Origin of the sequence: Sphingobium sp. R-21 (assembly GCF_049913335.1) — a bacterium.
Lineage (GTDB): Bacteria > Pseudomonadota > Alphaproteobacteria > Sphingomonadales > Sphingomonadaceae > Sphingobium.
In genome coordinates this window covers 879,757-892,370 of record NZ_CP184375.1, presented here as the reverse complement: position 1 = coordinate 892,370, position 12,614 = coordinate 879,757, and the positions used below count along the sequence as shown (strand labels likewise).

At 55.2% G+C, this 12,614-nt stretch carries 14 protein-coding genes; 8 read left to right on the top strand and 6 right to left on the bottom strand.

Translation table 11 applies throughout. The features are described from left to right. Positions 1-147: 147 nt before the first annotated feature. The 5 genes from ACN9MX_RS18680 (at position 148) to ACN9MX_RS18660 (ending at position 2,732) form a co-directional block, all read left to right on the top strand. On the top strand, positions 148-633 hold the full coding sequence (locus ACN9MX_RS18680) for a helix-turn-helix domain-containing protein (RefSeq protein WP_426387628.1): 486 nt from the start codon (positions 148-150) through the stop codon (positions 631-633). Positions 634-697: 64 nt separating this feature from the next. Beyond that, positions 698-1,042 (top strand): hypothetical protein, encoded by a 345-nt coding sequence (locus tag ACN9MX_RS18675; protein ID WP_426387627.1) that lies wholly within the window; start codon positions 698-700, stop codon positions 1,040-1,042. 123 nt (positions 1,043-1,165) lie between these two features. After that, the gene (locus tag ACN9MX_RS18670) at positions 1,166-1,540 is read left to right on the top strand and encodes a hypothetical protein (RefSeq protein ID WP_426387626.1); all 375 of its coding nucleotides are present in this window, start codon (positions 1,166-1,168) and stop codon (positions 1,538-1,540) included. A 20-nt stretch (positions 1,541-1,560) separates the two neighbouring features. Beyond that, the gene (locus ACN9MX_RS18665; protein ID WP_426387625.1) at positions 1,561-1,887 is read left to right on the top strand and encodes a JAB domain-containing protein; all 327 of its coding nucleotides are present in this window, start codon (positions 1,561-1,563) and stop codon (positions 1,885-1,887) included. Positions 1,888-2,075: 188 nt separating this feature from the next. After that, the gene (locus tag ACN9MX_RS18660) at positions 2,076-2,732 is read left to right on the top strand and encodes a S24 family peptidase (RefSeq protein ID WP_426387737.1); all 657 of its coding nucleotides are present in this window, start codon (positions 2,076-2,078) and stop codon (positions 2,730-2,732) included. Here the strand turns inward: ACN9MX_RS18660 and ACN9MX_RS18655 are convergent. From ACN9MX_RS18655 to ACN9MX_RS18640, 4 genes are all read right to left on the bottom strand, one after another. Further along, the gene (locus ACN9MX_RS18655) at positions 2,689-2,991 is read right to left on the bottom strand and encodes a hypothetical protein (protein WP_426387624.1); all 303 of its coding nucleotides are present in this window, start codon (positions 2,989-2,991) and stop codon (positions 2,689-2,691) included. The genes ACN9MX_RS18660 and ACN9MX_RS18655 overlap by 44 nt on opposite strands. Before the next feature lie 278 nt (positions 2,992-3,269). Then, entirely contained in the window at positions 3,270-4,568 is a 1,299-nt protein-coding gene (locus ACN9MX_RS18650) for an AMP-binding protein (protein ID WP_426387623.1), read from the bottom strand. 144 nt (positions 4,569-4,712) lie between these two features. Continuing rightward, complete coding sequence (locus ACN9MX_RS18645; protein WP_133654625.1) at positions 4,713-5,099, bottom strand: SRPBCC family protein; 387 nt, start codon at positions 5,097-5,099, stop codon at positions 4,713-4,715. After that, the gene (locus tag ACN9MX_RS18640; RefSeq protein WP_363827966.1) at positions 5,099-5,470 is read right to left on the bottom strand and encodes a VOC family protein; all 372 of its coding nucleotides are present in this window, start codon (positions 5,468-5,470) and stop codon (positions 5,099-5,101) included. Before ACN9MX_RS18640 ends, ACN9MX_RS18645 begins: the two co-directional genes overlap by 1 nt. A gap of 171 nt (positions 5,471-5,641) precedes the next feature. Between ACN9MX_RS18640 and ACN9MX_RS18635 the strand changes: the two genes are divergently transcribed. The 3 genes from ACN9MX_RS18635 to ACN9MX_RS18625 all read left to right on the top strand — a co-directional run bounded on the left by ACN9MX_RS18635 (position 5,642) and on the right by ACN9MX_RS18625 (position 9,694). Continuing rightward, positions 5,642-6,409: an AraC family transcriptional regulator gene (locus tag ACN9MX_RS18635; protein WP_363827963.1), complete on the top strand. Its 768-nt coding sequence runs from the start codon at positions 5,642-5,644 to the stop codon at positions 6,407-6,409. A gap of 328 nt (positions 6,410-6,737) precedes the next feature. Beyond that, on the top strand, positions 6,738-7,802 hold the full coding sequence (locus ACN9MX_RS18630) for a hypothetical protein (protein WP_426387622.1): 1,065 nt from the start codon (positions 6,738-6,740) through the stop codon (positions 7,800-7,802). A 1,535-nt stretch (positions 7,803-9,337) separates the two neighbouring features. Further along, positions 9,338-9,694 carry a hypothetical protein gene (locus ACN9MX_RS18625; RefSeq protein ID WP_426387621.1) on the top strand — a complete coding sequence of 119 codons (357 nt, stop codon included), beginning with the start codon at positions 9,338-9,340 and terminating at the stop codon, positions 9,692-9,694. Between the two features lie 204 nt (positions 9,695-9,898). Here the strand turns inward: ACN9MX_RS18625 and lepB are convergent, their stop codons facing one another. Continuing rightward, positions 9,899-10,843 carry a signal peptidase I gene (lepB, locus tag ACN9MX_RS18620; RefSeq protein WP_426387620.1) on the bottom strand — a complete coding sequence of 315 codons (945 nt, stop codon included), beginning with the start codon at positions 10,841-10,843 and terminating at the stop codon, positions 9,899-9,901. Positions 10,844-12,183: 1,340 nt separating this feature from the next. Further along, the gene (locus ACN9MX_RS18615) at positions 12,184-12,585 is read right to left on the bottom strand and encodes a hypothetical protein (protein WP_426387619.1); all 402 of its coding nucleotides are present in this window, start codon (positions 12,583-12,585) and stop codon (positions 12,184-12,186) included. Positions 12,586-12,614: the final 29 nt, after the last annotated feature.

Here is a 12,614-nt window from a genome sequence, read left to right as displayed (position 1 = left end):
CGATCCTGAGCCCTGCAGCAAAGTAAGGCAGCCCATCATCGTGCAGGCCGCAAACTTTCCTGCCCTCCCCGGACAACGACCGGCTCTCATTTTTTTCCGTGAATTATCTCTACACAGCCTAGGAAATTTCCGCCACAGACATGGTTAATGATTGAGGTTCTCGGGAGGCGTATGTTGGATGATCGGATCGCCAGATTATCCGATATGCAAAAGCGCTGCCTTCGCTTGGCAGCGGAAGGACGAAGTTCGAAGGAGATCGCGCCGCTGGTGGGTTTGACCCATCAGACGGTCGATCAGTATCTTTATCGTGCCCGCATCATTCTGAGCGCGGAGAACCGACGCGAAGCAGCGCGGATCTTCGCGGAAATCGACAGCGCCGTTCCGTTCAAACAATTTGAATTAAAGCCGAACGACGTTGAAATCCCTCAAGTTGATGGCACTCCTGAGGAACCGGTCGAGCAGCGACAGGCGCAGCCCAAGCCACTCGGCCTTCCCCCCATCGGAGGCCCTCCCAATGACCTGACACATGCTCAGCGCCTTATTGCGATCGGCAAGATCGCGCTCTTTCTTACGATTATCGTTCTTTCGGTGATCATCCTCTTTGCGGCAGCCCTCGACGCCCTGTCGAGGTAACACTCCGCTCCACGGCAACCTGATCTTACAGACGCGCAGCCTGAGGTTGCGCGAAGGAGACCCCATGACCGATTTCAACCCGCAGCAGGCTCGCAAGATCGTGACCGACCTGGGTCGCACGCAACTTCTGATCGACGGCGCGCTCAAGAAATTCTCCATGCTGACGACCGATGTGATCGACGCCTTTTCCGACGCGAAGCTGAACGATGCGGCCGGCCAGCCTGCCCTTGAGGAACTGGCCGAAGGCTTCAAGACCTTCGTGGAAGGGCGCCGCAATTTCGTGAACGCCCACAAGATGCTTATCGACATGAAGCAGGATTCAAACCTCCGCGCCGTCGAGATCGGCTGTGATCCGGGACCGCTGTGCCCATGGATCGCGCCCGAGTCGAAGCTGGAATTGGTTGCCTGAACACGCCTCTGGTGCTTTGGCCGTCTTGCGAAACATGGAAGACGGCCAAGGTTCATGCTTTTGATCTTGTATTGGATTATGACGCTATGCTGCTGTCTATATGCCACGAGCGCAGGCGGTACAGTGGGCCGCATCGGCGCGGGTATCATCATATTCAAGACAGTTGCGGGATTTTGCACCTCCATCCTCGACCAAAGCTGGAGTCATACGCTTTACCCTGTGCTGGCAGTGGATACGACATGCCTCGGGGCATTCGTCATTCTGGGCCTGCAGAGCGATCGGAACTGGCCTCTTTGGACGAGCGGCTGTGCGCTCGCGGCGGTTGCGGTTCATCTTGGTTCGATCTCCAAGGTCGGGATCGATCCCAAGATCTATCACGGACTGAGGAGCCTATGGGCTTTTCCCATGCAGCTCTTCATGGTGCGAGGAATTGTGCTGGACAGCCGCTATCGGCGTTCCTGCGAGAAAATGGCCGCCAAACTCCGGAACTGGCCCTGACCTCCTATCTGGAAGCCCACATGGCCACGCTGGCCAAGGAACAGGTGCGCGTTCTGTTCTTCAATGCTGGCGGCGACGCCATAGCCGATGAACGCATTTGGCCGGGCACGGCCACATATGTGGATCTCTCACCGGGCGAGCTTGTGCGGCATGCCATAGCTTGCGACTCGCCAGCACTCCTCCTGGCCCATAATCACCCCTCAGGTCTCCCTCAGCCCAGCAAGGCGGACGTGGAGTTCACGCGAAGGCTGGTCAGACTCTGCAAGGAACTGCAGATCAGGGTCCATGATCATATTATCGTTTCGCGAAACGGCTCGTTCAGCTTTCGGGAACTGGGATATATGTAGCTTCGTCGTGACGATCATCCACGTGCAGATATGGCCCTAAAACGCATGAGAGGAATTCCGGACGTTCAACCAGCCTGAAGTATGAGTCATTGGCCATGGTGAAAAGTGAAGGTTACATCAGGGAATTTGCGGAAAGATGTTTTTGAACTAACGTAAGGCAAGTCTGGGGCAGCAGCTAGCAAGATATGATGATGGAAAACGTTCGGGTGTTATTGGAAAAGAAGATTGCAGAGTGCAACACGACCTATTCTGATCTTTCCCGTCTCATCGGCAAAAACCCGGGCTATATTCAGCAGTTCATCAAACGCGGAACGCCGCGACAACTGAATGAGCAGGATCGCCGAGCGATTGCGCGGTTTCTTAAGATATCCGAGCATCTGCTCAGCGGATTTCCGCTGGCCGAGGCGGCGCCCCCTCCCCGTCAGGCTGTATCCATTGCCGTGCCCAAATTATGTCTGGGAGCCTCGGCGGGAGCAGGTACACTCGATACTGAGGAGTGCGCATCGGAGAGCGTAGCAATCGACAGCCGGTGGCTGCAGGAAATCGGCGTTCAGCCACCCCATGTCTCGATCATCCGGGTTGATGGTGAATCCATGACGCCAACCCTCAACCACGGTGACGACATCATGGTTGATCACAGGGATAATATGAACCGTCTGCGCGATGGCATCTATGTATTACGCCTGGACGGCGTCCTCCTTGTGAAGCGCGTTGCTACGGGGATGCGACGCGGCGAGTTCAGCATCTTAAGTGACAACAATCTCTATCCGAGCTGGATGAATGTGGATCCAGCCCTCGTTACTATCGTGGGTCGCGTGGTTTGGTCAGGGCGTATCCATCGCTGAATTGCTGTTGCAACCCCGCCGGAACTACCGGAAAGTCGGCGATCAGATCGAGAAGATCAATGGGTGGTACCGCCGCCTGTCCTGGCAATGCGTTGATGGCAGCGCCCAGATGCGCCGCTGCCAGAGACAAACCCAGTTCGTCAAGCATCCCAAGACATTGGTTGAGAATCTTGGCGATGTCCGCAACATGCTGATCGTTGATGGCGCCACAGCGCGCCTCTCGCGGCTGTACAGCGGAACTCTGAGCCTTTTCTGTCATATTGCCTTCCCAGTTGAATAGCAGCCGCTACTCCTGATGGTGACAAATGTGAAATTATTCCGAATCCGGAATGGCTGAATTGTCCGTCGTCAGAACATTCAGCACAACTCGCGGCGTAAATTAGCGGAGTGCGGGGGCGTCGTCTGGGGGTTGATGTTAGGCGGCGCGTTTCCGGCGCATCGTGGTGACGGATACCGACAGGGACGCGATGGTTGCACGATGGCATCAAGGTCGGCGCCTTGTCATGCATGGGTTCAGATACATGCGAGACAGTGATTTCATCGTTCCTCGCTCAGTTGCGCGGCAATGATATCGCGCAGTACGTTCTTCTGGACCTTCCCCGTCACGGTCATAGGAAATTCTTCCATGAATCGAATATATCGCGGCTCTTTGTAGTGAGCAATCTGACCGCGACAAAAGGCAATGACGTCCGATTCACTAATATTTTTGCCGGCGCGGACGCGGACACAAGCGCAGACTTCTTCCCCAAATCGATCGTCCGGGACACCGATGACTTGCACGTCCTCAATCGAATCATGGCGGAAAAGAAATTCCTCTATCTCACGAGGATAGATGTTTTCGCCACCCCGAATAATCATGTCCTTGGCCCGGCCAACCACTCGACCATAGCCTTCGTCATCAATCACGGCGAGATCCCCCGTGTACATCCAGCCGTCGCGAACAACTTCCGCTGTCTGATCCTGATCATTCCCGTAACCGAGCATGACCGAATAGCCGCGCGTACACAATTCGCCCGGCACGCCCCGCTGCACGGTTTCCCCGGTGGCTGGGTCAACGATCCTCACTTCAAGATGGGGCTGTACACGTCCTATCGTCGATACGCGGCGTTCAACCGGGTCGCTGACGGCTGTCTGAAAACTGACAGGACTCGTTTCAGTCATTCCATAAGCGACGCCGACGTCGCTCATATGCATTAGGTTCATCACCTTGTTCATGATCTCGATTGGGCAAGGCGCACCTGCCATGAGGCCGGTGCGCAGAGAACTCAGGTCAAAGCGAGAAAATTCCGGATGCTCGAGCTCCGCGATGAACATCGTGGGCACTCCATGAAGCGCAGTGCAATGCTCCTCTTCGACCGTTTCCAGCACCGCCAGTGGATCAAAGCCGGCCGATGGATAGACGATCGTCGCCCCGTGCACCATACAGTTCAGGTTGCTCATGACCATACCGAAACAATGATAGAGGGGCACCGGCACGCACAACTTGTCGCCCGCGCGTAATCCCATGCTCAGCCCGCAAAAATACGCGTTGTTCAAAATGTTGCGGTTGAATAGCCGGGTATAACAATTTCTGCAAACGACCTCCTCAAAATGGATATCGTTTGCTTCACGGCAATATGCTTCGACTTCGCCCTCGCAGACAAAAGCGGATGCATGGACCATTGCATGTTCGGCGAATGCGCTACCGCTCCTGGTCTGACAGTTCAGGCAGTGACAAGCATAAACTTGTAGAGAGCAAACCTTCATTGTGTAGGTGACCGCGCCGCAGTCGCAGCTTCCTGAAAGAGACATCGGAATGTTTGAATCCGCACGAATATGTTCGGAACTATTTGCCATGCATCCGTTCCGTTGTCCAACCGCAGCCGACGGGAAACCCATCGCGCACGGCAGGTATTGCCTGTTGGTCGTCCATCTCTATTGGGACGCACATCAGGCACATCAAATGTCCGACCTGAACCATGCTCAGAAAGCAGATCGCATTTACGAAATGTTTTCTGCGAGTGCTCTGGCACCTTGTTCCACCAATGACAGCACCTCTTTCTTGCGTTCGTCTGGCAGAAAATCGCTGACCCAGAGGAACTTGCAACTCAAATCATCGATCGGCAGAATTTGCATCGATGCCGAATGATGCTCGAACATGTCACCGAGCACGTAATAGACAAGCCGTTGCCGCTGCTCATCAATCGCAACGATCCTTTCTCGAACTACAAGACCGTTGGCGAACGTGACGGTCCGGACGTCGTCCTCCATAACGCCGTCGGTTAGGACAGGAGCAAATAGCTCTTGCGCCTTATCGACGCGTCGAATCGCCGCCCACGCTTTTGCCGCCGGAGCCGCAATCGGTTGCTCCCACCATATCGTAGCCATCAGACATTCTCCCGATTGCAGACCGCTTCGATATTATTGCCGTCCGGGTCGAACAGGAACGCGGCAAAATAGGAAGGGCCATAATCCGGTCGCAAGCCAGGCAGGCCGTTGTCACGGCCGCCGTTCGCAAGACCGGCCATATGGAACGCCGCCACCGCCTCCCGATCAGGCGCCGTAAACGCGATATGTGTGCGGGATGAGGCAGACTCTGCACAGTGTAGCCAGAACATGGCCTGGTCCGCAGGGCCATACCCCACGACCTCCGGGTCATCGTAGCAGCGCGTACATTCCAAGGGTTTGAGCACGGCGTCATAGAACGACGCACTAAACTCGATGTTTTTGACCTTCAGACCGATGTGGTCGATCACCATGCTTCTCCTTTTTGAGGCGGAAAGATCCCACGAAGAGCGCGAGCGGTAACGGAAACACACTGGGACGGACTTGGGGAAAATTGCTAAGTTGCCCCTATGACATTGAACGCACGGACCCTTGCAATTGGCGATGGCTGGCAGGCATCGGATGTACGATGTCAGGCGGGGCCGATGGATGCCGCTTTCGAAGAGCAACACGAGCGAGTCAGTGTGGCAATCGTCCTGGAGGGAACGTTCGGTTACCGGTCATCGCGCGGCAAAGCGGTCCTTGCCCCAGGTGCGATCCTGCTGGGCAATCCGGGCGACTGCTTTGAATGCGGGCATCAACACAGCGTGGGTGATCGATGCCTCTCGTTCCATTTTACCCCGGCATTCTATGAGATGATCGCAGCGGACGTCGCCGGTGTCACACGTCTTCATTTCAATCGCGCGGCCTTGCCGCCGCATGGTGCGGGCGCTGATCTGCTATTGAACGCGGATCTCGTGTGCGAAGAGCCGGGTATCGCCGAGGAGTTTGCCTGCGAACTTGCTGCGCGCGTGGCCACGGCATTGCTGGACGAGCGGCCGACTGTTTCATCGACGGGAAGCAAGACCCGACGTATCCAAGAAGTAGTCCATTGGATTGAGCAGGAAGCACACGAGCCGCAAACCCTTGCCGATTTCGCTCGAATGGCGTGCATGAGTCCCTTTCATTTCCTTCGCGAGTTCAAGCGCGTGGTCGGAATGACCCCGCACCAGTTCGTTATCTCCATCCGTATGCGCCGTGCCGCCGACCACCTGCGGCGTCAGGGCGGCTCGGTTTTGCAGGCGGCGGTAGAGGCCGGCTTTTCCGACCTTTCTGAATTCAACCGCAGATTTCGTCGCGTTCTGGGAGAAACCCCCGGCGAATATCGGGCTCGGATAGGCATAAGAGGTAACAAATCGAACATTTGCCGCTGACGGAAAACACATGTTTCTCGTACACGTGGAGGTAATTCCGCCAGTTGCATGTCGCGCGCGCAACTTCTTGAGCTTCGAACGGGGGGCGATGCACGACAATCGCTGTCGGATTGGCGAAGTGTCGCATGCCCTATCAGATAAGGTTTTACGACATGCCTTTTCGGCAGCAATTTACGTTAATAGACCCGAATCCGATAGGCCGAAATCGGCCAGCCTTTCCCTTGCCTTGACGCTGCGTGCTCTCTTTCGAACGTCCGGTGTTCGCCTAACTGTCGTCCTATCGACGCCGGCCCAGAAACGACAGCAAAGTCCCATGTGCTGCCTACCGATGCCGACCATTGGTTGCCGTTTAGAACGGCGCATATATGACCTGATACCAGACATTGCCCTTTTGTGTTGTTTCCCTGATGATGTCGTGATGAATAAGTCCGGCATCACCCGTCTCCTGTTTGCTCTCGGCATCGCTGCGGCGGCTCCTAGCCTGGCAGCTCAGGAGTGGCATCCGTTCATAGCTTTGGGGCGCGCCGTTCAAGTGCGTGGTTATCCCGTGCCAGATGACGCATCTCAAGAATTCAAAAAAGAACAAGCTGTTACATTTAATTCAGTTGTACAGGCCGCTCAAGTCGATCACGGCAAGCCATTATTTCAAGATGGGTCGTTTGAAGATAGTCAAGTGCAGTTGGTCTACCGTGACGCGCTAATCATTGTATCGGCTCGCTATTCGACGCGAGTTATTTGCAGGGTAGATATACCTACATCGGGATTGCGCGACGGACTGCCGATTGAAGCGGTTACCGAGATAGCAGCGCGATCATGCCGTGCGTCTGAGGAGCGCGGTTGGGGCAGCGCCGGATATGATAAGGCCATTCCGATCGGATCGGAAGAGCTACCTGGACCGTCCGGCGCTAAGGTTCGTATTTACGCAACCGAACAACCGGATCTCTTATTTCAGAATTTGCTTCGTGGCGTTGAAATTGACCAGTCGACGACATCAAGTTTAGTTCGAGGAAAATTCCGGGACTATAAACCACCTCTATGGCGTTATGCTTGGTATGCTGACGGGACATTTCTCGCGCTACGCTATCAAGGTAAAAGGGATTATGGCCGGCCAGGAGTGGAATTTGCTTGCGCCTTGATCGCCACGAATTCTCTGCTTCATGATCTTGACATGGAGAGGTTCTCGTCTTGGTGCACTCAGCAGGCAGATCGGCTAAGGCCGGGCCTGTCTGATTTTGTTACTGCCGTTGGCGAATATCGAGTTAAGCAGTTTACTTCAAAGCCAAATGATCCGAGGCCGCGCTCGCCAGCCGGGTTCCATTTTGGACCTTTTCCAGTAGACTTGGTTTCGACATTCTGGCGCACTGGAAGTGTAGCTTCGCAAGTTGACCATTGACACCGGTGAGCACGGCTGCTTTCCCAAATCCCAGCACATAAACCGATAGTCCGCAAACCACCCATCCGGCGATTTCGCCGGATAAAAGACGTGGCGAGTCGCGCCGGTGCTGCCGGTCCGGTCTATATCCGCATGAAATCGAACGCGAGAACGGCGCTGACGGGTGGTTAGCGGACATGCCGCACGGCAATGTTCCGGCGATGGACAGACATCACCGGGCAGCCCGTAACACCCAACCCTTTGCGTAGAAGTTGGTATTCGGCTTAGCCGTGGGATTGGGAGTAGCCTTTCTAACGAGATATAGTCGCGACCTGCCCCTTCTTCAGGTAAGGTCCGGGAGGTGGACACATTCCTCGGCCGTCGTAAACATACCATGTCAGGGGGTATGTGGAAAAAGGGAATTGTCCGGAAATCACCTTCTCGACGCGAAGGTTAGCCAAGACGCTGCCCGATTTTCCAACCTCGTTCATGACACGCCCGACGAACACCACATCATAATTTTCTTTGGCGGGATCGAACGGGGGAGGAAACACAGCGCAAGCCAGCGCCGCTTGCGCGAATGCGCTCCCAAATGTTGCGACAGCTAGAGCGGACATGTGTCGTTTCATCTTAATCCCGTTATGCTGATCCATACTCCCCTCAAGAAAGCACAAAATCAGCAGGTCCGCTAATGGTCGTGTGCTGCTGGACAGCTTCGCCCCCCTGAACCGGAATGTCAGCAATGGATCCTTGCCGCCTGCGGATCGGCGTTCCTATGGCTAGCGGTGGTCGTCTGCGGCGCGGCAGCTTCCTCTACGAGTTAAGGCAGCTTTCCCGATTCGCTTGCCGGTAACCCGCCATTCTGGAATCGGGCGATAGCGGACCGGGCGCGGGCGACCAGTTTTGCCGTTATTGCCGTTTACTTAGCGAAAACAGCTTCCCGGAACCGGTCGTTTAAGGCACTTTCTGCCTATGCTGCTACGCACCTTATCAGCCACGACTGCCTTCCTTATGGTGCCATATCAACAAGCCGCAGCCAAAGACGCATTGCCACTAAAGAGAGGCATTTACGTCCTGCGGGAGATCCCCTGCGACAAAGCATCGAATGCTGACACCCTCTCTTATTGGGGAGGCAATAACGGAATCAATGATCAGAGGGCTATCTGCACCATTAAATCGCACCGGATGCGTGGTTCAAAGCACATATTGTCCCGATCCTGCCGGGATATCCGTTTCAACGGCGTTTATTTTGATAGCATAATGGTCGATGTTCAGAGCGAGAGGGCTTTCTCGATACGGCGCGATGAATACCGTTTTTGCCGTCCGCTCTCGCGATAGTCCATCATATAGCGGCCATTCCACAATCCACCCGTGCGGGCCGTTCGGGCATCCGATCCGATGTGAACATAAACCGGACCGGCAGCACCGGCGGGACCCGCTACGTCCTTCACCCACCCAAATCGCCGCGAGGGGTGGAGAGCGGACTGTCCGCTTGCGGCAGTGTGAAAAGGAAGTCGGACGTTGCCTGCGCGAAGCCAAATGATTAGTTTTTTCTGATGTCTACCTTGCATCATGTGCGAAGTGCGGCGTCAGTCGCAATTCTTCTTTCTCTCTGTGTGACCCCGGCTCTGGCCAAAGAAAGCGGGCAGGAGAGTGGCGCTTTGCGCCTTCGCGTTCAGTTTACTGAACCGGACACATGCAAAATAGAGGTGGAAGGCAAATCGTTTAGCTTGCCCAAGGATGAAGATGCCTTGCTTGTCGCTCTGAAGTCACGTTCTTCAAAAGGAAGGCGAATTTCAGTCGGTGGTGGTACCGAAATTCCTTATCGATGCATCGGGCACGCGATATATCTTGCGCAGCGTGCAGGCTTCGAAAAAGTTGGATTTATCGCTGAACCAGACGATCCCCAATAGGGTCTCGGCGCATAGCTCCGGCAACTATCGGGCGACCTATATGGCTCGACCAACGGCCGATATTGGTCGCCTGCTGCTTGGCGGCTTCACAATTCGAAACCGGGCCGGCGGGTTGTCGGCTACGCGAGGTGATTCGCCGTGGGAACGATGGTGGAGGGCGGAAAGGGGGCGGTCAGCTTTCGCCTGAAAACTACGGAATGTTACCTATTGCTGATCGTCTAACCGCATACCGATTTTCTGGCGATCATCGCTCCAATGAATATACATCGGCCGGCCGATTACCGAATTCATCGACACCATACCTACGCCAGATGCTTCTGGCGAAACGCGGCTGTCGGCGGAACGATCGCGGTTATCCCCTAGGACAAACAGGCGGTTCGCCGGTATCTTGATCTCAGCCATCTCATCTAAATTGAAGGCTCCCATATCGAGAACCTGATGTGTTGAAGCCTCGCCCGGAAGGCGCTCAGTCAGCATCATGACCGATCGCCGCCCATCGTAGCCGAGTATGTTCATTCTTCTCACAGTCAACTGAACAGCCGATTTGCCGTTCACGATTGGGACACCGTCCCGCACGGCAACCCTGTCTCCCGGAAGCGCGATGATCCGACTTACCCGAATGTTACTAGGCCCTTTGAAAATGATAATCTGACCACGCCCATATGGTCCTCGCCACCGCATGTCGGCAATGAACTTGTCTCCCTTACCGATTGTTGGCGCCATGCTTTCTGATGGAGCATAAAAAGGCTTGTATAGCCGGTGCATCAGCGGTGCCATGAGGTTAAGCGGAACCACGACCGAAATCGCTACTGCAATCAACCAATACCAGCGAAACCACCTTTGCAGAGGCGAGCGGAGGCGACTTCTGCGCCACGTTAGGATGGTTGATACGGCATAGAGTGCAGCCACTGAGGCAGTAACCGCGGCGAGAGCAATCACCGCATGACCAAAGCTCGTGATAGGGAGGCACCCCATCCCAAGGCCAATCAGCAGAATCAGGATGAAGGGCGCGATCAAAAGCAAAGCACCCGCACGCCATTCGCCGACACGAAGAAGTCCAAGACCTGGAACGATTAAGTTGAGAGCCGTAATTCCGGCTCGCGCCAGATACCCTCTACGATCTTCTCGACCGTAAGATGCCTCGGCCATGCCTGACACGCTCCCCACCCCTCAATAGCACCAGCAGACGTGTCTAGCGGCGGCTTTCCAACAATGCGAGGCTCTGAGTTAGTGTCTGACTTTGGTCGCGTGCCGCCGGGCCGCTTCCCCAACGCGAACCGGACCGGCAGGTTACCGGTGACGCGAGGCGATTCGCAGGGCTGGAATGACGATGCGGGTGGATAGCGGACAGTCGGCTATCAACGCCATCATCCGTATAGCTGCCGTCCTAAATGTTCGGACCGTGCTGTCGCTGCGCGTCCCATTCTGTTCCCTCTGCACAACCGCCGCTTCTACACTCAAGGGAATGATCTACCATAGCTCGAACCCGGACGATCTGGCGACAATCCGCGCCCATTGCTGGCCTAAACACTACCATAGGCTGAATGGGGAGTTCGCGTATAGCGGTCAAACGGGAGCCCAATTCAGGCCACGGGATTTCTTCGCCATCGAACAGGATTTGGTTTTCCGTCGTCAGTTCCAATACGCTTAATGCAGATAAGCCGGTGTCCCACTGAGGCTTGGTGTTCCAATGCCCTGCACGGCAAGCATCGGAAGCGGATGAGGCGATGCCGAGGCAGGCAAGTAGAGCTATCAGCCAAAACGCTCCGCCTAAAATCATCTCGCGCCGACCCAAGACATTTCCCCTGTTGGATCAGGCACGATTATCGAACGACCGGTTTACAGCGGGCTAACGAAGAAATCGAGCGACTGCCTCTGGTCGTTAGCGAGACGCCTGCTGGTAGTCGATTTCAACGCCATCTACCTTGCTTTGCTGGTCAAAGATGCGCGACTTCGATGCATAACGGATCAGGAGACGGTCTGGCGCGATCCACCTCATATCCGCCCACGGCCCCTGCCATTCGCCAACAGCGGCTGTCCCATGATTATCATCCGCCCGGAAAGCGTTCCCACCGCCGTTTGGGGCTGTCCCACTGCCCAGCACAGAGATATGGGTCGAATATCCTGTCGTCGCTCCACAATCGCGCTGGAAGATTACTGCATCGCGTTGACCATCGGGCGAGGTTGCCTTCGCGGCTACGCTGTTTTCACATGTGTCCGAGCATCCGCTGGATAGGAGGCAAAGTATGCCGAAGGGTATGGCTTTGAGCATAGCCATTCATGTCTGGTTTCGAGGAACCGAACAAGGACGGATAGCGGCAACAACTGGTCGATTTTGCCCAGTCCGCTTTCCCGCCCGAAACCGGACGGGCGGCTGTCAGGGCTGTTCGGCGCGGTTCAGGCGGTCGAATGGCGAGCGAGGGTGGAAGGGGGACAGTCCGGATTGTCGTGTCGGAACCTTGGAAGCGGACATTCTCGTCTGTAGGATTCTACATTGTGTGACGAATGCACTTATCCGCAGGTAAAGTATCTAACCCCATTAGGAAATCTTTTGTCTTGATTTTTCCAAACTTTCCCCGATCAATTTCGTTAAGTATTCTACCAATTGCTTGGACGTCTAAATCATCACGGTAATAGGCGCGAATTGCTTCTTGCCCATCTTCTTGAACGTCTTCAATGAATGCTCCGATATTTTTTAGGGGTTCCCTGACTGTTTGAAGGTCACTTTCCGATCCGCGTATAGTTGTCCACAGAAGATTTGCTCCTCCGGATGGACCTGGCATGTGGATACCACGGCACCAAGTCCCTGCTTTCCGTGCCGGTGGCACAATTGCGTGAGCGGACTGCAAGCTCATAAACAACAATGACACGGTAACTGACAGTATGACCATAATTGCCCTCCCTCAGCTTATCGCTACAA